At 55.6% G+C, this 19,777-nt stretch carries 22 protein-coding genes and 1 pseudogene; all 23 read right to left on the minus strand.

The window, feature by feature from the left end; translation table 11 throughout:
- Positions 1 to 4: 4 nt before the first annotated feature.
- Positions 5 to 628, minus strand: a pseudogene (locus QSJ10_RS09165) (phosphoribosylanthranilate isomerase); the annotation flags it as partial.
- Entirely contained in the window at positions 615 to 1,391 is a 777-nt protein-coding gene (gene trpC / locus QSJ10_RS09170; RefSeq protein ID WP_053532478.1) for an indole-3-glycerol phosphate synthase TrpC, read from the minus strand. The gene trpC and the pseudogene QSJ10_RS09165, both read right to left, overlap by 14 nt.
- Entirely contained in the window at positions 1,384 to 2,403 is a 1,020-nt protein-coding gene (trpD, locus tag QSJ10_RS09175; protein ID WP_049624821.1) for an anthranilate phosphoribosyltransferase, read from the minus strand. Before trpD ends, trpC begins: the two co-directional genes overlap by 8 nt.
- The gene (gene trpE / locus QSJ10_RS09180; protein WP_033014003.1) at positions 2,397 to 3,923 is read right to left on the minus strand and encodes an anthranilate synthase component I; all 1,527 of its coding nucleotides are present in this window, start codon (positions 3,921 to 3,923) and stop codon (positions 2,397 to 2,399) included. Before trpE ends, trpD begins: the two co-directional genes overlap by 7 nt.
- 230 nt (positions 3,924 to 4,153) lie before the next feature.
- A complete protein-coding gene (gene aroH / locus QSJ10_RS09185) occupies positions 4,154 to 4,534 on the minus strand; it encodes a chorismate mutase (RefSeq protein WP_033010070.1) in 381 nt (126 codons plus the stop codon).
- The gene (gene aroB / locus QSJ10_RS09190) at positions 4,531 to 5,631 is read right to left on the minus strand and encodes a 3-dehydroquinate synthase (protein WP_033014002.1); all 1,101 of its coding nucleotides are present in this window, start codon (positions 5,629 to 5,631) and stop codon (positions 4,531 to 4,533) included. Before aroB ends, aroH begins: the two co-directional genes overlap by 4 nt.
- A gap of 2 nt (positions 5,632 to 5,633) precedes the next feature.
- Positions 5,634 to 6,800 carry a chorismate synthase gene (aroC, locus tag QSJ10_RS09195; RefSeq protein ID WP_033014001.1) on the minus strand — a complete coding sequence of 389 codons (1,167 nt, stop codon included), beginning with the start codon at positions 6,798 to 6,800 and terminating at the stop codon, positions 5,634 to 5,636.
- A gap of 100 nt (positions 6,801 to 6,900) precedes the next feature.
- A complete protein-coding gene (locus tag QSJ10_RS09200; RefSeq protein WP_033014000.1) occupies positions 6,901 to 7,671 on the minus strand; it encodes a CheR family methyltransferase in 771 nt (256 codons plus the stop codon).
- Between the two features lie 72 nt (positions 7,672 to 7,743).
- Positions 7,744 to 8,193 carry a nucleoside-diphosphate kinase gene (ndk, locus tag QSJ10_RS09205; protein WP_033013999.1) on the minus strand — a complete coding sequence of 150 codons (450 nt, stop codon included), beginning with the start codon at positions 8,191 to 8,193 and terminating at the stop codon, positions 7,744 to 7,746.
- 98 nt (positions 8,194 to 8,291) lie between these two features.
- Positions 8,292 to 9,254: a heptaprenyl diphosphate synthase component II gene (gene hepT, locus QSJ10_RS09210; protein ID WP_033009740.1), complete on the minus strand. Its 963-nt coding sequence runs from the start codon at positions 9,252 to 9,254 to the stop codon at positions 8,292 to 8,294.
- A gap of 15 nt (positions 9,255 to 9,269) precedes the next feature.
- Positions 9,270 to 9,974 carry a demethylmenaquinone methyltransferase gene (gene menG / locus QSJ10_RS09215; RefSeq protein ID WP_033013998.1) on the minus strand — a complete coding sequence of 235 codons (705 nt, stop codon included), beginning with the start codon at positions 9,972 to 9,974 and terminating at the stop codon, positions 9,270 to 9,272.
- A gap of 4 nt (positions 9,975 to 9,978) precedes the next feature.
- Positions 9,979 to 10,809, minus strand: coding sequence for a heptaprenyl diphosphate synthase component 1 (locus QSJ10_RS09220; protein WP_049624818.1), 831 nt, complete (start codon positions 10,807 to 10,809; stop codon positions 9,979 to 9,981).
- A 61-nt stretch (positions 10,810 to 10,870) separates the two neighbouring features.
- The gene (mtrB, locus tag QSJ10_RS09225; RefSeq protein WP_033013997.1) at positions 10,871 to 11,095 is read right to left on the minus strand and encodes a trp RNA-binding attenuation protein MtrB; all 225 of its coding nucleotides are present in this window, start codon (positions 11,093 to 11,095) and stop codon (positions 10,871 to 10,873) included.
- Between the two features lie 13 nt (positions 11,096 to 11,108).
- Entirely contained in the window at positions 11,109 to 11,675 is a 567-nt protein-coding gene (gene folE, locus QSJ10_RS09230; RefSeq protein ID WP_033013996.1) for a GTP cyclohydrolase I FolE, read from the minus strand.
- A 132-nt stretch (positions 11,676 to 11,807) separates the two neighbouring features.
- The gene (locus QSJ10_RS09235) at positions 11,808 to 12,080 is read right to left on the minus strand and encodes an HU family DNA-binding protein (RefSeq protein ID WP_008879623.1); all 273 of its coding nucleotides are present in this window, start codon (positions 12,078 to 12,080) and stop codon (positions 11,808 to 11,810) included.
- A gap of 548 nt (positions 12,081 to 12,628) precedes the next feature.
- Entirely contained in the window at positions 12,629 to 14,107 is a 1,479-nt protein-coding gene (gene spoIVA, locus QSJ10_RS09240; protein WP_033013994.1) for a stage IV sporulation protein A, read from the minus strand.
- A 161-nt stretch (positions 14,108 to 14,268) separates the two neighbouring features.
- Positions 14,269 to 14,991 carry a YphF family lipoprotein gene (locus QSJ10_RS09245; RefSeq protein WP_033013993.1) on the minus strand — a complete coding sequence of 241 codons (723 nt, stop codon included), beginning with the start codon at positions 14,989 to 14,991 and terminating at the stop codon, positions 14,269 to 14,271.
- Between the two features lie 18 nt (positions 14,992 to 15,009).
- Entirely contained in the window at positions 15,010 to 15,213 is a 204-nt protein-coding gene (locus tag QSJ10_RS09250; RefSeq protein ID WP_049624816.1) for a DUF2768 domain-containing protein, read from the minus strand.
- A gap of 180 nt (positions 15,214 to 15,393) precedes the next feature.
- Positions 15,394 to 16,425, minus strand: a complete 1,032-nt coding sequence (locus QSJ10_RS09255) for an NAD(P)H-dependent glycerol-3-phosphate dehydrogenase (RefSeq protein ID WP_053532295.1) — start codon at positions 16,423 to 16,425, stop codon at positions 15,394 to 15,396.
- Positions 16,426 to 16,470: 45 nt separating this feature from the next.
- Positions 16,471 to 17,781 (minus strand): ribosome biogenesis GTPase Der, encoded by a 1,311-nt coding sequence (gene der, locus QSJ10_RS09260; protein ID WP_053532294.1) that lies wholly within the window; start codon positions 17,779 to 17,781, stop codon positions 16,471 to 16,473.
- 210 nt (positions 17,782 to 17,991) lie between these two features.
- A complete protein-coding gene (locus tag QSJ10_RS09265; RefSeq protein WP_033010543.1) occupies positions 17,992 to 18,177 on the minus strand; it encodes a capping complex subunit for YIEGIA in 186 nt (61 codons plus the stop codon).
- A complete protein-coding gene (locus QSJ10_RS09270) occupies positions 18,167 to 19,069 on the minus strand; it encodes a YIEGIA family protein (RefSeq protein ID WP_033013989.1) in 903 nt (300 codons plus the stop codon). Before QSJ10_RS09270 ends, QSJ10_RS09265 begins: the two co-directional genes overlap by 11 nt.
- Positions 19,066 to 19,662: a YphA family membrane protein gene (locus QSJ10_RS09275; RefSeq protein WP_033013988.1), complete on the minus strand. Its 597-nt coding sequence runs from the start codon at positions 19,660 to 19,662 to the stop codon at positions 19,066 to 19,068. Before QSJ10_RS09275 ends, QSJ10_RS09270 begins: the two co-directional genes overlap by 4 nt.
- Positions 19,663 to 19,777 lie beyond the last annotated feature (115 nt).

Raw genomic sequence — 19,777 nt, forward strand, 5'->3', positions numbered from 1 at the left:
ATGTTATTTTTTCTTCAATCTGTTTCATCTTTTTCGGATCTTTGCGCCCGTCCGTTTCAATGCCGCTGCTGATATCGATGCCATCCGGGCGGTAGAGGAGCAGTCGCTCAATATTGTCCGGTGTGACGCCGCCGGCGATGAAGCAGGGCACGCCTTGGCGCGCCGCTTCTTCCAAATAGCGCGGCACCGCCTCCCAGTCGAACGCGACGCCGGTCCCGCCCCACAAGCCGGCGACGCGGCTGTCGACAACATAGCCATCAGCCACCCCAGCGTACTGCTTCATCGCCTCAAGCGCTCCATCGTCGTGATGGATCGCCTTCCAAACAGCGCGCCGTGTCACTTCTTTCACAGCAGCCACCTCATTTGGCGTCTCGCGGCCATGGCATTGGATGATATGAAGCGGCAATTCAGCAGTGACAGCGGCAATCTGCTCCGCCGCGGCATTGACAAACACCCCGACGAGCTGTTTGCCGCCAAGCGGCGCTGACGCCAGCCAGCGCTTCACCTCAGCAGGCGAGACGCGCCGCTTGCTGTCCGCAAAAATAAACCCGAGGTAGTCCGCCCCGCTTGCCAAGGCGGCCCGCACATCTTCGGCGGAGCGGTTGCCGCAATATTTAAGCCGGATCATGGCCGCCATCCTCCCCGAACAGCCGGTAGACAGCCCGCTCGACGTCCGCCTGGCGCATGAGCGACTCGCCGACGAGCATCGCCTGCGCCCCGTACGAGCGGACCGTTTCGACGTCGCGCCAAGAGCTGATCCCGCTTTCGCTGACGATAACGCATGACGGCGGAATAAGCGGCGCCAGCGCTTTTGTCGCCTCAAGCGCCGTCACAAACGTATGCAAGTCGCGGTTGTTAATGCCGATCACTTCCGGAGTGAACCGGTCAAGCAGCCGCTCGAGCGTCTCTTTTGCGTGCACTTCGACGAGGCATTCCAACCCGATGTCGTACGCCTCGCGGTAAAGCGCCTCGAGCGTTTCCGGCGCCAGCGCCTCGCCGATCAATAAAATCGCGTCAGCCCCGAGCCGGGCGCTTTCTTCCACTTGCCGGCGGTCGATGATGAAATCTTTGCGCAGCACCGGAATATCCACCGTTTCTTTCACAAGGCGCAAATAGCTGCGGTGTCCCTGGAAGTAACGTTCATCCGTCAACACGCTGATCGCATCGGCTCCGGCGCGCTCGTATGCTTTGGCGATGGCCGCCGGATCAAAATCGGCGCGAATGAGGCCTTTTGACGGCGACGCCTTTTTCACTTCAGCGATCAAACCGAGCGCCCGCCGCGGCCGCCGGAGCGCCGCGGCGAACGGCCGGCGCTTCGGCTCCGGCAGCGGTTCTGGCATGGTCAATGTTTCGAGTTCTTCCCGTTTGGTTGCCAAAATTTGCTCAAGCACCGTGGACCACTTCCTTTCGGCGCAGGCGCTGCAGCTGCTCGTACGCCGTTTTGACCAAAATGGCGTCTTTCGCCATCGCCACCCCAGCGGCGATCGTCTCCGCCTTGCCGGCTGCGTACAGCGCAACGCCGGCGTTGAGGGCGGTGATATCGATCGCGCTCGCCGGCGCCGTGCCGTCCATGACGGCTTCAAGCAGTGCGGCGCTTTCCTCCGAACTGCGCACTTGCACGTCAGCGAGCCCGCCGCGCCGCAGGCCGACGCTTTCCGGAGTGAGGACGAAACGGCGAATGTCACCGTCTTTCAGTTCCACAACATCCGTCTCAGCGGCGATGCTGCACTCATCGAGCCCGTCGCGGCCGGTGACAAACACCACGTGCTCAGAGCCGAGACGGCGCATCGTTTCCGCCAGCTTCTCGGCGTAGCGGGTCGAATAGACGCCGATAACTTGCCGCTTGCAACGCGCCGGATTGGCCAGCGGGCCGATCAAATTGAAGATCGTGCGAAACCCGATCTCTTTCCGCGGGCCGGCAGCATATTTCATCGCCGCATGATACAAGGGGGCGAACAAAAACGCCAATCCTTTTGTTTCGAGCGCCTGTTTGGCGGCCTCAGGCGACGCGGGAATGTCGATGCCGAGCCGCTCGAGCACATCGGCGCTTCCGCTTTTCGAGGAAACGGCGCGATTGCCGTGCTTGGCGACTTTGACCCCGAGCGACGAAACGACAATGGCCGCCGCTGTCGAGACGTTGAACGTCGCCGCCCCGTCGCCGCCCGTCCCGCACGTGTCGATGACGTCATCGCCGGCGTCGATCGTGGTCATCCGATCGCGCATCGCCCGCACAAACCCGGCGATCTCATCGACCGTCTCGCCGCGCACGCGCAAGATGGATACCAAACTCGCAATCTGGCTGTCCGTCGCCTCGCCGGACATCACGGCATTCATGGCTTCGTACGCTTCCGCTTCCGTCAATGTTTCCCCTTCCGCGCATTTGGAAAGCAACCGCTTTAACATACGATCTGTTCCCCTTTCGCAAATAATCGTTCCGCTTGTTCGATGGCGTAAATGAGGGCGCTCGCCTTGTTGCGCGTCTCTTTCCATTCAAGCTCCGGAACCGAGTCGGCGACAATGCCGGCGCCGGCCTGCACGTACGCATAACCGTCTTTAATGACCGCCGTCCGGATGGCGATGCACGAATCAATGCTGCCGTCAAAGCCGATGTACGCGATCGCTCCAGCGTACAATCCTCGGGCGGTCGGCTCGAGCTCCTGCAAGATTTGCATCGCCCGCACTTTGGGCGCCCCGCTCACCGTTCCAGCCGGAAAAGCGGCCAAGAGCGCGTCGATCGGGTGGATGTCGTCGTCAAGCACGCCGACGACTTTGGAAATTAAATGCATCACATGAGAGAACTTGCCGATTTCCATCAACACCGGCACCTCGACCGTTCCGTACTTCGCCACCCGGCCGATGTCATTGCGCGCCAAATCGACGAGCATATAATGCTCCGCCCGCTCTTTCGGGTCATGGTACAGCTCGTCGGCGAGCTTTTCATCCTCCGCCGGTGAGCGTCCGCGCCGCCTTGTTCCGGCGATCGGGTCGATCTCGGCGCGCCGGTTGCGCACTTGGATGAGCTTTTCCGGCGAACTACCGACAATTTCAATGCCGTCAAGCCGAAAATAAAACATGTACGGCGACGGGTTGATGTGGCGCAAGATGCGATAAATGGCAAACCCACCCGCTTGCACCGGGACGGAGAACCGCTGCGACAGCACCGCCTGAAACACATCGCCGGCCGCAATATACTGTTTCACCGCCTCGACGTCACGCAAAAATTGCTCTTTTTCGTAATTGGACGACGCTTTCGAGAACAAGGCGGCCCGCTCGGCCTCGTCTTCGGCCGGCAGCAGCGGCTGTTCGGCCCGGGGGCGCGACGCTTTCGCTGCCAGCGCGGCGATGCGTTCTTCGGCGGCTCGGTATATCGCGATTTTCTCCTGCATCGTTTCATGACCCTTCAACCGGATATAATGAATGAGAGACAGCTCGCGTTTTTCGTGATCAAAAGCGAACAGCGACTCGCAAAACACAAAATGCCCGGCTTTCATGGCTAGGTCGGGGGCACGATGGCGCGGCACCTTTTCAATGGCGGAAATGAAATCATAGCCTAAAAAGCCGACCGCGCCGCCCGTAAACGGCGCCGCTTCGGCGAGCGGCTTAACGCAAAGCGCCCGCTCGACCGCTTGAAACGCTTCTTTCAACGTCGACGCCGTCATTTGGACATTTCCGTTCTCGTCTTTGATCAAAAACGTTTCTCCTGTCTCGCTCTCAAGCGTCAAAAATGGGGCCACGCCGATAAACGAATAACGCGCCCATGGCGATTCGTCGTCTTTGCTTTCAAGCAGAAACACCGCTTCCTCGCGCAAATTGGCAAACACTTGCAACGGTTCGATGACATCGGCTAAAAATTTGCGCATGATCGGGATGGTGCGAAACTGGCGAGCATCCGCTAAAAAAGCGGCTAGCCGATCAATGGACATCCCTTTCTCCTCCCTTTCTGATTCATCGGGCGGAGAATGAGAGTTTATGAGGCGAAAATGGGGAAAGAAAACGCCCAAAGACCATCGTCTTTGGGCAGATGCAAGCGAAAGGGAACCAATGCTCACCTCAGCTAAACTCGCTCATTCTCATCTACCCTGCACTCGTTCTCAGCTCTTGCTCGGCTTCTGGCAGCCCGCCGGCGGCGGGCAAAGAAGTTATTTTAACTATATTACATTTCTGTTTTTTTTGTCAACGACAAATCCGGCCGCAGCATGGCTGCATCCTTTAAATAGACGTGGCAAATCTCATCTTGCCGTTTGTCTGTCTCCACCGTCATCATGACGCGGATGCAGCGCGGCAGCGAACCGGGCACTGGAATTTCTCGCGTGCACATGACAGGCACGTACGTCCAGCCATCAAGGCGGCGCAAAGCTTGAGCCGGAAACGCAGCCGTGATGTCGTCAGTGACGGAAATGAGCACGAACGAAACGTCATGGGCGGCAACATCGTTGGCGCGGACCATTTCGCGCAGCAACGTTTCCGTTGCCGCTATAATTTCTCCGGCCTCGTTTCGCTCCACTGTAATCGCCCCGCGAATGCCGCGGATCATCGCTCTCCCCCCTGTCCAGCAAACTCGCACAGCCACGCGAGCAGCTTGTCATCTTCGAGTTCCACGACTTCCACATCGCCGATTTCACGCAAAAGAACCATCCGCACCGTCCCAGCGTACGCCTTTTTGTCGCCTTTCATTTTCTCGAGCAACCGGTGAGGCGCCAGCCCGTCGGGGAGCGAAACCGGAAAGCCGTACGCAGCGAACCATTCGGCAAAGCGGTGCTCGGCAAATGACCGGCCGTAAAGCCGCTCGCTGACCAAGATGGCAAACAGCATGCCGACCGCCACCGCCTCCCCATGGGTCAGCACGCCGTAGCCGAGCTCGCTCTCGAGCGCATGGCCGAGCGTATGGCCGAAATTCAAATGGGCGCGCACCCCGGTTTCTTTTTCATCTTCACGCACGACGGACGCCTTAATATCAATGCCCTTTTCAATGCAATAGGCGAGCTTGCCGCCCTGCAAGTCGGCGAGCGTCTTGATTTCTGCGCGCAGCCAGTCGTAAAAGCGGCGGTCGCGGATGAGCGCATGTTTGATCACCTCGGCAAATCCTGAACGGAGCTCGCGCTCAGGCAGCGTGCGCAAAAAGGCGGTATCATAGACGACCGCTTCCGGCTGGTGGAAAGCGCCGATCATATTTTTGCCAAGCGGATGATTGATGGCGACTTTGCCGCCGACGGCGCTGTCGTGGGCCAAAAGCGTCGTCGGCATTTGAATGTAGCGGATGCCGCGCATATAGGTGGCGGCCACAAATCCGGCCAAATCGCCAACGACGCCGCCGCCAAGCGCGACAATGAGCGAGCGGCGGTCAAGGCCGCACTGAAGAGCCGCCGTCTGGCAGGCGTAATAGTTGTCAAACGACTTCGCCGCCTCGCCGTTTGGAATGATGTAGGCATACACATCATAACCGGCAGCGGCAAGCGTGGCGCGCACTTCATCCAAATAAAGAGGCGCCACCACATCGTCGGTGATGATCAACATCTTCGTCCCCGGCGGGCAGGAGAGCGCCCGAAGCAGGCACGGCAACGCGCGGACCGCTCCGTCGCCTAAGAGGAGCGGGTATTGCTTCGTCGCCGTTTCAATCGTCCGTTCGATCATCGTTAAAACTCCTTTGCATAGCGGCGGGCGCGCTCGATGTTTTCTTTAATCAAATCGATCCGGTCTTGCCCGAACTGGCTGACGATCGCCGCCGCCACTTCCCAGGCGACGACCGCTTCGGCGACGACGCTCGCCGCCGGCACAGCGCAGCTGTCCGACCGCTCGATGCTTGCCGCAAACGGTTCTTTCGTGTCGATGTCGACGCTTTGCAGCGGTTTGTACAGCGTCGGAATCGGCTTCATTACACCGCGCACGACGATCGGCATTCCCGTCGTCACCCCGCCTTCAAAGCCGCCCGCCCGGTTCGTCCGGCGCGAAAAGCCTTGTTCCGGGCTCCAAATGATTTCGTCGTGCACTTCGCTTCCCGGGCGGCGCGCCGCTTCAAACCCGATCCCGAATTCGACGCCTTTAAAGGCGTTAATGCTGACGATCGCCGCCGCGATTTTCGCATCGAGCTTCCGGTCGTAATGAACGTAGCTGCCGACCCCGGCGGGAACGCCTTCGACAATCACTTCGACGATGCCGCCGATCGAATCACCGTTTTTCTTTGCCAAATCGATCGCTTCCATCATTTTTTGTCCCGCTTCCGGATCAAAACAGCGCACCGGCGACTCTTCTGTCACATTTTGCAATTCCTCCAGGGAGCGGTAATCAAGCTTCTCGGCGCGCACCCCGCCGATTTCGATGACATGCCCGGCGACGCGGATGCCCACTTCCTCCAAAATGCGCTTCGCCACCGCTCCGGCCGCCACGCGCACCGTCGTTTCCCTTGCCGATGAGCGTTCAAGCACATTGCGCATATCGCGATGTCCGTATTTCAGGGCGCCGTTTAAATCGGCATGACCCGGGCGCGGACGCGTCACTTTTCGTTTGATCTCCGTTTCATCATCGATCGGTTCAACGGCCATAATCGTTTGCCAATGTTTAAAATCACGGTTTTCCACAACCAGCGCAATCGGCGAGCCGAGCGTTTTCCCGTGCCGGACGCCGGCGGTGATATTCACCACGTCCTTTTCGATTTGCATGCGCCGCCCGCGCCCATACCCTTTTTGCCGGCGCGCCAGCTCCTTGTTGATATGCTCGGCGCGCAGCTCAAGCCCAGCCGGCACTCCTTCCAAAATCGCCGTCAATTGCGGCCCGTGCGACTCCCCTGCTGTCAAGTAGCGCATGTTTGTCTCTCCCTTCAGCTCTTTAACGCGTTTATGTAAAAATATATCATAAATTTGAAAAATGAAAATAGTTTCTGTAAAAAAAAGAGCGCGGCACCCGCTATTTTCTCCGATAAAAAAACGTCTCCTCGACTTCGAAACCGTATAAGGACGGGTTAAAAATTTGCTCCGTGCTCCCCACAAACAGCACGCCCCCGGGCCGGAGCGCATCATGAAATTTCCGATACAGCATCCGCTTCGCCTCTTCAGTGAAATAAATGAGCACGTTGCGGCAAACGATTAAATCCATGTTGCGCGGAAACGGATCCGTGAGCAAGTTGTGCTTTTGAAACTTGACCGTTTGTTTCAGCCTTTCGTCTATTTTATAATACTCGCCTTCTTTCGTAAAAAACTTTTTTCTCATTTCCTCGGGCAACTCTACAAGCGACCGTTCGCTGTACAAGCCGAGGCGCGCGCGGGCGAGCGCATTATCATCAATGTCGGTCGCCAACACCGACACGCGGTGAAGCGGCAATCGTTTTGCGAGCACCATCGCGAGCGTGTACGGCTCCTCGCCGGTTGAGCAGGCGGCGCTCCACACGTTCGGGCGCGGATGTTTCGTCAACAGCCGCGGCAAAATGACGCGTTCAAGCACCTCCCATCGTTTGGCGTTGCGATAAAACTCGGACACGTTGATCGTCATCCGATCAAGACATTCATGCCAGAGCGACAAGTCTTTTTCCATCGCTGCAAACAGCTCGGCAAAGCTCTTTAGCCCTTTTTTCATGTACAACGACGCCAAACGCCGCCTCATCTGGGCTTCCTTATATAGCGATAAGTCAATGCCGGTTTTTCGCTTCACTTTAGCAATGAATTGCGCATAATCGTCCATCTTCCCCTGTTCCTCTCTCCTGTCAATGTACAAAAACGGCAAAAACCGGCCGATGGGCGGCCGGTCTTTTTGTTAATAGAGCCATTCGTTCAACAATTTTGTATAGTTGAGAAGCTCTTCTTCTTTGAAAAACAGGTTGATCTCGCGTTCCGCGCTTTGCGGCGAATCGGAGCCGTGAATGACGTTTTTGCCGACCGTCAAGCCGAAGTCGCCGCGAATCGTGCCCGGTGCGGCTTCCTGCGGGTTCGTTTTCCCCATCATTTGCCGGGCGGCGGCGATTACATTTTCGCCCTCCCACACCATCGCAAACACCGGTCCGGATGTAATAAAGTCGACAAGCTCGCCGAAAAACGGACGCTCTTTATGTTCGGCATAGTGCTGCTCAGCCAGCTCGCGCGACACTTGCATCAGCTTCGCGCCAACAAGCTGGAAGCCTTTTTTCTCAAAGCGCGAAACAATTTCGCCGATCAAATTGCGCTGAACCCCGTCTGGCTTTACCATTAAAAATGTCCGTTCTGCCATTCATTCTCCCCCCCTACTGTCGTATGTACTAGGAAACGGATTCCCAACCACCATAGTATCATTGTTTCGCGCCATTAGCAACAACGTCCTTGAAAGCGTTAATAATCCCTTTTCCCGATGTAAAGGGCGAGGTCGCGCAACAGGCCGCGCGCCTCATTCATCGGCAGTCCGTCAAGAAGGTGAAGCGCCTTGTCAAGGTAACGGTCGCTTAACGCATACGACCGCTCAATGGCGTCCGTCCGCTTAATGGCGGAAATGACCGCCGCCATTTCCGCAACGTCCGTTTCCGGACCGACAGCTGCAATGGCCGCCTTCACCCGCTCATCGCTCAAGGCATACAGCACAGGAAGGGTGACGTTTCCTTGTAGCAAGTCGCTTCCGGCCGGTTTGCCGAGCTGTTCCTCCGTCCCAGTGAAATCGAGAATGTCGTCGGTAATTTGAAACGACATGCCGACATAATGGCCGAACCAGTACAGCCGCTTCACAATCGGCTCCGGCGCGCCGGCAGCGAGGGCGCCAAGCTGGCAGCTCGCGGCGATGAGCAGCGCCGTTTTCCGACGGATGCGCCGCAAATACGTGCGCAGCGGCTGATCAAACCGGTACTTGTCTTTAATTTGCTCAATTTCCCCGCGGCACACTTCCACGATCGTTTTCGCCAACACTTGATGGGCGCGCGGGTTGCCGAGCTCCGCCATCCGTTCGAGCGAGCGGGCAAACAAATAATCCCCTGTGTACATGGCGAACCGGTTGCTCCATTTCGCCTTGATCGTCGGCCGGCCGCGGCGCAAATCGGCGTCGTCGATCACATCGTCGTGGACGAGCGAAGCCATATGAATGAGCTCGAGCGCAACGGCAACATGCTTCATCCGCTCAAGGTCATATTGGCCGAAGCGGGCGGCAAGCAAGACAAAAACGGGACGGATCCGCTTTCCGCCCGCCTGCAACAGATGGAGCGCCGCTTCCCCAAGCGGCCCGTATTCCGACTGAACCGCCCGCTCAAGCTCCTCTTCGACCGCCGCTAAATCATCGCTTAAAAACGAATACATCGCCTTTAACTTCATGTTGTTCACCTTAACTCACCGTTTATAGCCCAAGTGCATCGCCGCCACGCCAAACGTGTACGGTTTGACCTCGACATCGACAAAACCGGCGGCGCGGAACATCTCGGCCAGCTCGTCCCGCCCCGGAAACTCGCGCGCCGATTCCTGCAGCCACGAGTACTCCTCATAGCTTTTCGCCAGCAGCTTGCCAAACAGCGGCATAATAAACCGGAAGTAAAAATAGTAAAGCTGGCGAAACCCGAACAGCGTCGGCTGCGACGTTTCCAGGCAGACGGTTATGCCGCCCGGCTTCGTCACCCGGTGCATTTCCTTAAGCACGGTCATATAGTCAGGGACGTTGCGCAAACCGAAGCCGATCGTCACATAATCGAACGAATTGTCAGGAAACGGCAGCTGCATCGCATTGCCGTGAATGAGCTTCACATTATGCAACCCGCGCGCTTTTACCTTCTGTTCGCCGACTTTCAGCATGTTTTCGCTGAAATCAAGGCCGTACACTTTCCCTTCCGGACCGACCGCCTCCGCCAAGGCGATCGTCCAGTCAGCCGTCCCACAGCACACATCGAGCGCTTTTTTGCCTTTTTGCACATTCATCCGCCGCATCACGTCTTTGCGCCACTTCAAGTGGCGGCGGAAGCTGATGACGGAGTTCATCCGGTCATAATGCGCAGAAATGTTTTCAAATACGCGATGGACTCGCTCTTCTTTCGATTGATGCATCGTTCTACCCTTCTTCCACCGTCTTTTTGGCGATGGCTTGAAACCCGCCGGAAAGCTCGGCCACGCGGAGCTGCAGCAGGCCGTTGACCGGCAGTTTCGCCGCAAACAGCGCCTCCCGGCAGCCGTCGATATAGCGGCGGCAAAAGCGGAGCAAATGCCGCTTTTGCTCTTTCGTCAACGTTTTCGCGCGCGGGAACGCGATTTGCGCCATTTGCTCAAAGAGCACCGAAGCTCCCGTGCGGATGAACGCTTCCTGCTCGAGCAGCAGGCGCCGCATCAGCAAATACGAATAGGCAAACTGCCCCCACTGCGGCGCCGCCATGCGGTCGGCGAGCTTGACAAGCAACGCCGATTCGATCGTGCCGACCGCCGCAAACAACGACTCGATCCGCTCTACTTTTTTTTCGTAAAGCCGCACTTTTTGCTCGTTAATATCGCGGACCGCCTCGGCGAACGAGCGGATGAGCGCCGTTTCGCCCGAACGCGCCAACAACTCATAGTACAGCCCGCTGTACAAGTCGCCGGCCAGGACGACAAGCTGCCGCGCCCGCAAGTCGCCGCCGTCATCTGTCACCTCATCGTGGGTATCAAGGGCGATCTGCATGAGCATCATGGCGATGATGCACCGCTCCGCCTCACTCGGCGCCGTTGAAGCGCCATCGAGCATTGACAGCGAGAGCAGCAGGCGATCTTCATCGATCGCCGGCGCCGGCAAATGCTCGCGCAAATATGGGTGATGGAGCAGCTGCTCAATTTGTTCTTTCAATGACGCCAATTTCACCGTGATGTCATCCACATGAACCACCCTTGTCCCCGAAAATATCCGCACCACCATAACGGACTCATTATAACATAATTTTGTCGAAAACGCTCTAGTTTGCTAGACATTTGCCAACTTACTTTTTCCCTTCCGACTCAATGACGCCATGGCGCGTTTGAATATACGCCTTGCCTCTCACTTTAATCGCCGACGTGTGCTCTGTAAACTGGGCGATCAACACTTCGCCTTTATCGAGCTTTTCCGAGTGATGGAACCGTGTATCCGCCCCGCGCGTCAATCCAATGACGTTCACTCCGTCTTCAAGCGCTTTAATGACAACAAAGTCGCTGTTCGTATACATCCTTTCCCCCTCCTTATGCTTTAATGAGCGAAAGCACTTCCGAACGGGCGGCAACATCCGTTTCAAACACGCCGCGCACTGCCGTTGTCACCGTTTTCGCCCCCGGCTTTTTCACGCCGCGCATCGTCATGCACATATGTTCCGCCTCGACGACGACCATCACCCCGTGCGGTTCGAGCGCTTCGACGATCGAATCGGCGACTGTCGCCGTAATGCGCTCCTGTAGCTGCGGGCGGCGCGCCACCGCTTCGACCGCCCGGGCGAGCTTGCTTAGCCCGGTTACTTTTCCTTCCCGTGGGATGTAGGCGACGTGGGCAACGCCGAAAAACGGCACTAAATGGTGCTCGCACATCGAGTAAAACGGAATATCTTTAACGAGCACAAGCTCCTCATGTTCCTCGCTGAATACGGTTTGAAAATGCTCCTTGGGGTCTTCGTGCAGTCCGGCGAACACCTCGGCGTACATTTTCGCCACTCGTTTCGGCGTGTCGACAAGCCCCTCACGGTTTGGGTCTTCCCCAATCGCTTCCAAAATCAAGCGGACTGCATATTCAATTTGCGCAAAATTGATCTCCGGCATGCAAACAACATCCTCCTGCATTAGAAAAACTGCATGTAATCCGATTCTAACATAGAGAGCAAAAAAAAACAAAAAAGAAGGGCGGTGCAACACCAGCCCTTTCCTCCTAGCTCCTGCCTCAGCTATGTAGGCTTATTTTACGGCATCTTTTAACGCTTTACCCGGTTTGAATGCAGGAACTTTGCTCGCCGGAATTTCCATTTCTTCGCCCGTTTGCGGGTTGCGTCCTTTCCGGGCAGCGCGCTCGCGCACTTCAAAGTTCCCAAAGCCGATTAATTGCACTTTATCGCCTTTTCGCAACGCTTCTGTAATCGAGTCAAATACCGCATCAACGGCTTTTGTTGCATCTTTTTTGGAAAGACCGCTTGTTTCGGCTACCGCGTTGATCAATTCCGTCTTGTTCATGTCATTCACCTCCTCCCAAGGAGCTGTTCTTGTTTACTACCATTTGTGCACACTTTTCTGCTTTTCTATACATAGACGTTGACGGCTTCGGCGGCGAAAAGGCCGGCGCATGAAAGGCGTCGCACCGGTGCAGCCAATGATTCTGCCTTCGTTCAGAAAGACTGACAGAACATGCGCCCGTGCCGCCGATGGAAGCGTCCCCTTGACCGTTCAGCGCCGCCCGCCGCTTTTAGGCGGAACTGCCTTGATTCCGCCAAGATGCAGTGACATGCCTAATCTTAACCAATTTATCGCGATAATTCAACATTTTTTTCGCCAAAGCGGCCAATTTTAGGCATATTTCACCAAAACAACGATTTCAGATAAAAGATTACCATAACGCCATGCGCATAATCAAGTGCCAATCCTTATTTCTCAAGGGTTTCAACGATTTTTCCCCCGTGAAAGATCCATGATTCAAAAAAAACAAAAAAAAGCCCCCGACCGGGGGAGCAAATCTCGACGCCTCCGCTTTTCTTATTGTCTAGCTCCGGCTCGCCGCCGCTTTTCTATAAAATAATCGCGATGAGGCCGCCGGAGCCTTCGTTGATGATGCGTTCAAGCGTTTCTTTCAGCTTGTAGCGGGCGTTTTCCGGCATGAGCGCGAGTTTCGCCTGAATGCCTTCGCGGACGATCGAGCTGAGCGAACGGCCGAAAATGTCGGAGTTCCAAATCGACAGCGGATCGTCTTCAAAATCTTGCATCAAATAGCGGACAAGCTCTTCGCTCTGTTTTTCCGTTCCAATAATGGGAGAAAATTCGGATTCGACGTCGACTTTGATCATATGGATTGATGGAGCCACCGCCTTGAGGCGGACGCCAAAGCGCGACCCTTGGCGGATGATTTCCGGTTCGTCAAGACTCATGTCAGACAAAGCGGGCGCAGCGATGCCGTAGCCGGTTTGTTTGACCATTTTCAGCGCGTCGGCGATTTGGTCATATTCCGCTTTCGCATGGGCGAAGTCTTGCATGAGCTGAAGCAGATGGTCTTTGCCGCGAATCTCGACGCCGACGATTTCTTTTAAAATTTGATCGTACAACTCATCCGGTGCATACAAGTCAATTTCGGCGATCCCTTGCCCCATTTCGATGCCGGCAAGCGCCGCTTTTTCGATGAAATCGTACTCGGCAAACTGCTGCACAACCTGGTCGACGTCGCGCAGCCGTTTGATGTCTTTGACGGTGTCGCGCACCGCTTCTTGATAGCTTTCGCGCAGCCAATGATCTTCGCGCAGCACCATCACCCAGCTCGGCAAGTTGACGTTCACTTCAAGCACCGGGAATTCATATAATGCTTCACGAAGCACGTTATACACGTCGGCTTCGCGCATGCTTTCCACACTCATGGCGAGCACCGGAATGTCGTACTTTTCGGCGAGTTCGCGGCGAAGCGCCTCGGTTTCCGGATGGTGCGGCCGAACGGTGTTGACGATCATAATGAACGGCTTGCCGACTTCTTTGAGCTCGCTAATGACCCGTTCTTCCGCTTCTACATAGGCTTGGCGCGGAATTTCCCCGATCGTGCCGTCCGTTGTGATGACGACCCCGATCGTCGAATGTTCTTGGATGACTTTTCTTGTCCCGATTTCCGCCGCCTCTTGGAACGGGATCGGCTCTTCATACCAAGGCGTGTGGATCATCCGCGGCCCGTTTTCGTCTTCGTACCCTTTCGCGCCGGAAACAGCATAGCCGACGCAGTCGACAAGACGGATGTTGACTTCAAGCCCCTCGTCGACTTTCACCGTCACCGCCTGGTTGGGCACGAACTTTGGCTCCGTCGTCATGATCGTTTTGCCCGCGGCGCTTTGCGGCAGTTCGTCCTGGGCGCGCGCCTTGTCGGCTTCGTTTTGAATGTTCGGAATGACGACAAGCTCCATAAACCGCTTAATAAACGTCGATTTCCCGGTGCGGACAGCACCGACGACCCCTAAGTAAATGTCGCCGCCGGTCCGCTCGGCGATATCTTTAAAAATATCGACCTTTTCCAAATGACTCCCCTCCAGTCTTTCGGTCGTTATAAGAAACATTGGAATGAGCTAGCATAGTCGGACACTATATGCATATGATGTTGTCCGATTCGGTTATGACTAAAAGCCATAAATAAAAATCCCTTCTCTAGAATGTATTTTTCCAGAGAAGGGATGATGACTCATTTCGTGAAAAAAATCGGCTCGTTCGTCTTGGCGTCGATCGTGTACGGAAGGGAGTACGCCGGCACGAACAGCGAATGGTCGGTCAAAATCGGGCGAATATCGTCACCCGGCTTGTAGTGGTGCGGATATTTTTTCAACGCCGCATACAAATCAGAACGGTAGTCAATGTAAATTTCTCCATTCCCGTCGATGACAAACGGCAAGTTGTTGCCGGAAAACGGGCTGACGACATAAGGCGGCTCTTTATAGCCGAGCTTTTTGTAATCGAGCGTAAATACGCCCGGTGCGACGACATCTTGAAATGGCGGATAACCGTGCCGATCCGTATACATCGAAAGCCGCAGCTTCAAATCGCGGATGCGCTCAGCGAGACGCAGGTCAAGAAGCTTGACCGTCGGGTTCGTTTCCGCATCGATGATCATATACTGGAAAACACCCCCGCTTTCATAGGCGTTTCCCGGCGGTTCCTGCATGTAGCGGGGAACGAGCTTTTGAAAGTCAACCGGATATTTTAAATACATCGGTGTTTTCATGTCGCGCGTCTTGATCGGCAGCAATCCGCCGGTCGCCTTCCGGTATTCGTCAACCGCCGATTGGACGGCCGCCACTTGGTCTTTGTATGGAATTTGGTTTTGCTTAAGCCGCTCTTGCGGATACAAGCAGCCGGAAAGCGGCACGAGAAACAAACAGGCTAAAAGAAAGCGAGCAATCCATTTCATAGTTCCTCCATCCTTTGCCTATTGCTGCGTCGGTCCGCTGAACACGACAAAAATAATGATGATGCCAGCGAGAATCAACAGGACGTAAGCGATAACCGCCAGCAAAAAGCGAAGCCAGCGAATCTTGAGCTTGTAGCGGCTCAAATAAATGAAACCGACGGAAATAAACATGAACACCATTGAGGCGATGGCGATCCACATTTTCGCTAAAGCCGGTGACATACGTGTTCCTCCTTTTTTCGACAACTATTATATCATCGCCATAAAAAAAGCTGAAGTAAAGCGGGGCTTTCTTTACTTCAGCATCACCTTATACCCTTCCGGAAGCTCAAGCCGATGATGGTTCGTCATATTGTATGCAAAACAGGGACGACTTGTACCGCCATCCGCCTATTTTCAGCGTTACGGCTCGGCAAAAATGTTTATGACATCGTCCATTTCCTGCTTTTTTCCGCGCGCCATGAGCGAATCGACTGCTTCTTTCGGCTCTTTCCCTTCGAACAAGACTTCATAGAGCGCCTCGGTAATCGGCATTTTGACGCCGAGTTCTCCCGCCAGCTCGTACGCCGCTTTTGTCGTCCGCACCCCTTCGACAACCATCCCCATGCTTTCGAGCACCTCGTCAAGTTTTTTTCCTTGGCCAAGCATATAACCGGCCCGCCAGTTGCGGGAATGGGTGCTTGTGCACGTGACAATCAAGTCGCCGACTCCGGCCAGCCCGGAAAAGGTGAGCGGGTTGGCGCCAAGCGCACAGCCGAGCCGGGCAATCTCGGCCAACCCTCTTGCGATGAGGGCTGCTTTCGCATTATCCCCGTAGCCGAGCCCGTCGCTGATGCCGGCGGCCAAGGCGATGATGTTTTTCAGCGCCCCGCCGACTTCGACACCGACTAAATCCGGGTTCGTATACACGCGGAAATAGTGATGGTTCATAAATAGATCTTGAATGCGCTGCGCCGCTTCCATATTCGGCGATGACACCGCCACCGTCGTCGGATGGCGGAGCACCACTTCTTCCGCATGGCTCGGCCCCGAAAGAACGACAACGTCTTCCAGCCATTCGCCCATTTCCTCAGCGACAATTTCCGATACGCGCTTGTGCGTCCCCGGCTCGATGCCTTTGCTGACGGCGACCACGGTGACCGGCGCCGCCAGGCACGCGCGCGCTTTTTGCAGCACGCCGCGGATCGCCTTTGTCGGCACAGCGAGCACCGTTACGGACACGCCGTCGAGCGCAGCGCAAAGATCATGATAACCGATGATCGCTTCCGTCAGGCGGACGCCCGGCAAATATTTTTCATTCGTCCGCCGTTGGTTGATTTCCTCGATCTGTTCAGCCCGCTGCCCCCAAAGCCGAACGCGGTGCCCGTTGTCAGCCAGAACGAGCGCCAGCGCCGTCCCCCAGCTTCCTGCGCCCAATACAGCAATGTTCTCCATCGTTTCCCACTTCCTTTATCCGATTGTCGCAGCCTTCCGCTTTTCTTATTTCCGCGGGCGGGCGATGATTTTGATCGGTGTACCCTCGAAGCCAAACGCATCGCGGATGCGGTTTTCCAAAAATCGTTCGTACGAAAAGTGCATCAATTCCGGATCGTTGACAAAGGCGACGAACGTCGGCGGCTTGACGGCGACTTGCGTCATATAATAAATTTTCAAGCGCTTGCCGTTATGCGTCGGCGTCGGGTTCATCGCCACCGCATCCATAATGACTTCATTGAGCACGTTCGTCTGAACGCGCATCGCATGGTTGTCGCTGACAAGCTGCACGAGCGGCAGCAACTTATGGAGCCGCTGTTTCGTCTTCGCCGACACAAATAAAATCGGGGCATAGTCCAAAAATGGGAAGTGGTCGCGAATCTTCCGCTCAAATTCAGCCATCGTTTTGTCATCCTTTTCGATGGCGTCCCATTTGTTGACGACGAGAATCACCCCGCGCCCGGCTTCATGCGCATAGCCAGCGATTTTTTTATCTTGCTCGAGAATGCCTTCTTCGGCGTTTAGCACGACAAGAACGACATCCGACCGTTCAATGGCCCGCAACGCGCGCAGCACGCTGTATTTTTCCGTGCTTTCGTAAATTTTTCCGCGTTTGCGCATTCCTGCCGTATCAATAATAACATATTCCTGCCCTTCACGCACAAACGACGTGTCCACCGCATCCCTTGTCGTCCCGGCAATGTCGCTGACAATGACCCGCTCTTCCCCTAAGATGGCGTTGACAAGCGACGATTTGCCGACATTCGGACGGCCGATGAGGCAAAACTTAATCACGTCCTCTTCATACTCTTCGGCGGCCCCTTTTGGAAAATGGCGGACGACGGCGTCAAGCAAATCGCCAAGCCCCGTCCCGTGCGCCCCGGAAATCGGATACGGCTCCCCGAATCCAAGCGCGTAAAAGTCGTAAATCAAATCACGCATTTCCGGATTGTCGATTTTGTTCACGGCTAGCACGACCGGCTTGTTCGACCGGCGGAGCAGCTTGGCCACCTCTTCATCAGCCGCAGTCACACCGTCGCGGCCGTTCGTCATAAAGATGATGACATCCGCCTCATCGATGGCGATTTCCGCCTGTTGGCGAATTTGCACAAGCAGCGGCTCATCGCCGATGTCGATGCCGCCGGTGTCGATTAAGTAAAATGTATGGTTCAGCCATTCGGCTCTGCTGTAAATGCGGTCGCGCGTCACCCCAGGCACGTCTTCCACAATGGAAATGCGCTCTCCGACAATGCGGTTGAAAATCGTTGATTTCCCCACATTCGGACGGCCGACAATCGCTACAACTGGATTTGCCATGCTACCACCCTTTTGATCCTCATTTTTATTTCGTTTGCTCTTGAAGAGGCGCCTTTTTCCAGACCAGACATCCATCCCTGCCAAGCACGCTTGGGCGATCCGCGCCTTTGCCGCCCACCCGGCTTGAAAAGCGGGGAAGGCGCTGGGCGATGAACCAAAACGTGCTGCAACTGCTTTATTTTATCAAAAAGTGAAACACCCAACAACCGCCTAATGCTTGACGATCACAAGCAGCCCGTCGCTGAGCTCATGGGCGATGCCGTCCAAAATCGCCTCCAAATTGGCGGCGATTCGCTCCATCTCCTCCTTCGTGCGGCAAACAAAGATCGGCGCACCCCCAGCGACGGCTTCACCGTTGATCGTAATGACCGCCAAAATCATTTTTTCATGCGTCATCACCGCTGCCCCCTCTCCGTTTCCAACGCCGCTCGCCCGGCATGCGGATCGCGCTCTCCAACACCGGAACATTCTCAATGACCGCTTTCGCCTTCTCGATATCCTCCACTTGCGGCAAAATGAAAATGCCGACGCGCCCGTCGTTTAAATCACGTTTGGCGAGCGGCACGAGCGCCGGCGTCCCGGAGTCGCGGTAAATGCCGAGCGCCGTCGACACATCGTGCAAAATTGCCTGCCGCTGCCCAAGGTTGGCGATCGTTGTTCGGGCGTTGAAGTTTTTCGGCGTCAAAATAAACCCCATCCCGTAGCGCAAAATTTCTTCCCTCCGCGCCGGCAAGCCGATATTCATAATGTAAATGTTGTCCACATACAGCCCTGCCCCCTCAAAATGGGGTTTGACATATTTCACATCGGCGATATCTTTCAACCGGCTCCCGCTCATAAATCGCCGCGCCACCATCATGCCGATGGCGCTGGCCGCGAGCGCCGCCCAAACGTTCCACACTAAATAAAAAAGAGTCGATAAAAACGAAACGAAAATGACCAAATAGTTCCGCCCTTCAAACACAATCGCAATGCCTTCAATGTATGTTTTTCCGCGCGGCACTAATTCATACTGGTCAAGCTCGTTCAACGTGTTGCGCTCCATGTTGCGCACATCGCGAAACTGTGAGGCGGCCAACGCCAAAAACGTGATGGCGGCAAACTCCTTTTCCATGATCGCCGGCACGGCGACCGTCCCTAGACCGGCAGCGATCACCCCCAATGCGATATGGATCGTCCGCCCGTGCAAGTATGTCGGATACTGCCGGTAATCGGTGCGCAACAAATAAAGGCGGGTCAGCACTCCGACAGCGACACCGTATAAAATGGGAAACGTATATTCGTTCACGACTGTCTCGCCCTCCTTACAGGCCGTTTTTCCTCGAGCTGAAGCGACAGGAAGCGGATCATTTCCCAAATAAGCAAACACGACGCGCTGATCGCCGCCGCGTCGAAAAACGAGAACGAACCGAGCACATAGTCGGGCGCCATGCGGTGAATGGCCATGGCGTATACCGCTTCCCCTTGGCAGCCGCCAAACGCCAGACAAAGAAGGCGGGCGGCAAAGCGGCGATGAAACAAACTGCTGACGATAACGAGCCACCAAGCGAGCATCCACTGGCCGTCAAGCCAAATCCAAACCGGATCAAACAAGGCAAGCAGGCGGAAGGCGGCATAGGCAAACGCCAAGCCGGACGCCGACAGCGCCAGAAACGGAAGGCGGCATGGCCGCCGCTCGATGGCCGCATAACATGAACATAAAAAAAGAACGAAAAACGCCAACGTGGCGCGGACAACACCGATTTCCACCGTCAACGACGCGGAACTGATCATCACAAGAGCGAACGCCGCCAGCCTCGTCCGTTCGCCCGTCTTTTTCATCAAAAAGGTGGCGACAATCCATATGAACCAAAAAAAGAGATAAAAATAAGTCCCTTCCATCTTTTCCACCCCTTATTATGTCCATTATGTCATCTTTTATGGCCGTTCATTCATGCATAGAAAAAAGAACGCCCGGTCATAGTAAAAATGATATTCATCAAGAAAGGAGCGGGGT

Source organism: Geobacillus stearothermophilus ATCC 12980, from assembly GCF_030369615.1.
Lineage (GTDB): Bacteria > Bacillota > Bacilli > Bacillales > Anoxybacillaceae > Geobacillus > Geobacillus stearothermophilus.

Coding starts and splice junctions, on each gene's coding strand:
- hepT (WP_033009740.1), bottom strand. CDS start 9,254: ATGAAGTTAAAGGCGATGTATTCGTTTTTAAGCGATGATTTAGCGGCG.
- aroH (WP_033010070.1), bottom strand. CDS start 4,534: ATGATCCGCGGCATTCGCGGGGCGATTACAGTGGAGCGAAACGAGGCC.
- QSJ10_RS09250 (WP_049624816.1), bottom strand. CDS start 15,213: ATGTCACCGGCTTTAGCGAAAATGTGGATCGCCATCGCCTCAATGGTG.
- QSJ10_RS09245 (WP_033013993.1), bottom strand. CDS start 14,991: ATGAAATGGATTGCTCGCTTTCTTTTAGCCTGTTTGTTTCTCGTGCCG.
- QSJ10_RS09275 (WP_033013988.1), bottom strand. CDS start 19,662: ATGGAAGGGACTTATTTTTATCTCTTTTTTTGGTTCATATGGATTGTC.
- QSJ10_RS09200 (WP_033014000.1), bottom strand. CDS start 7,671: ATGGACGATTATGCGCAATTCATTGCTAAAGTGAAGCGAAAAACCGGC.
- QSJ10_RS09235 (WP_008879623.1), bottom strand. CDS start 12,080: ATGAACAAGACGGAATTGATCAACGCGGTAGCCGAAACAAGCGGTCTT.
- mtrB (WP_033013997.1), bottom strand. CDS start 11,095: ATGTATACGAACAGCGACTTTGTTGTCATTAAAGCGCTTGAAGACGGA.
- menG (WP_033013998.1), bottom strand. CDS start 9,974: ATGCATCAATCGAAAGAAGAGCGAGTCCATCGCGTATTTGAAAACATT.
- trpD (WP_049624821.1), bottom strand. CDS start 2,403: ATGTTAAAGCGGTTGCTTTCCAAATGCGCGGAAGGGGAAACATTGACG.
- QSJ10_RS09265 (WP_033010543.1), bottom strand. CDS start 18,177: ATGACGCATGAAAAAATGATTTTGGCGGTCATTACGATCAACGGTGAA.
- QSJ10_RS09220 (WP_049624818.1), bottom strand. CDS start 10,809: ATGGTGGTGCGGATATTTTCGGGGACAAGGGTGGTTCATGTGGATGAC.
- ndk (WP_033013999.1), bottom strand. CDS start 8,193: ATGGCAGAACGGACATTTTTAATGGTAAAGCCAGACGGGGTTCAGCGC.
- aroC (WP_033014001.1), bottom strand. CDS start 6,800: ATGCGCTACTTGACAGCAGGGGAGTCGCACGGGCCGCAATTGACGGCG.
- der (WP_053532294.1), bottom strand. CDS start 17,781: ATGGCAAATCCAGTTGTAGCGATTGTCGGCCGTCCGAATGTGGGGAAA.
- folE (WP_033013996.1), bottom strand. CDS start 11,675: ATGCCGGAGATCAATTTTGCGCAAATTGAATATGCAGTCCGCTTGATT.
- trpE (WP_033014003.1), bottom strand. CDS start 3,923: ATGTCCATTGATCGGCTAGCCGCTTTTTTAGCGGATGCTCGCCAGTTT.
- aroB (WP_033014002.1), bottom strand. CDS start 5,631: ATGATCGAACGGACGATTGAAACGGCGACGAAGCAATACCCGCTCCTC.
- QSJ10_RS09255 (WP_053532295.1), bottom strand. CDS start 16,425: ATGGAGAACATTGCTGTATTGGGCGCAGGAAGCTGGGGGACGGCGCTG.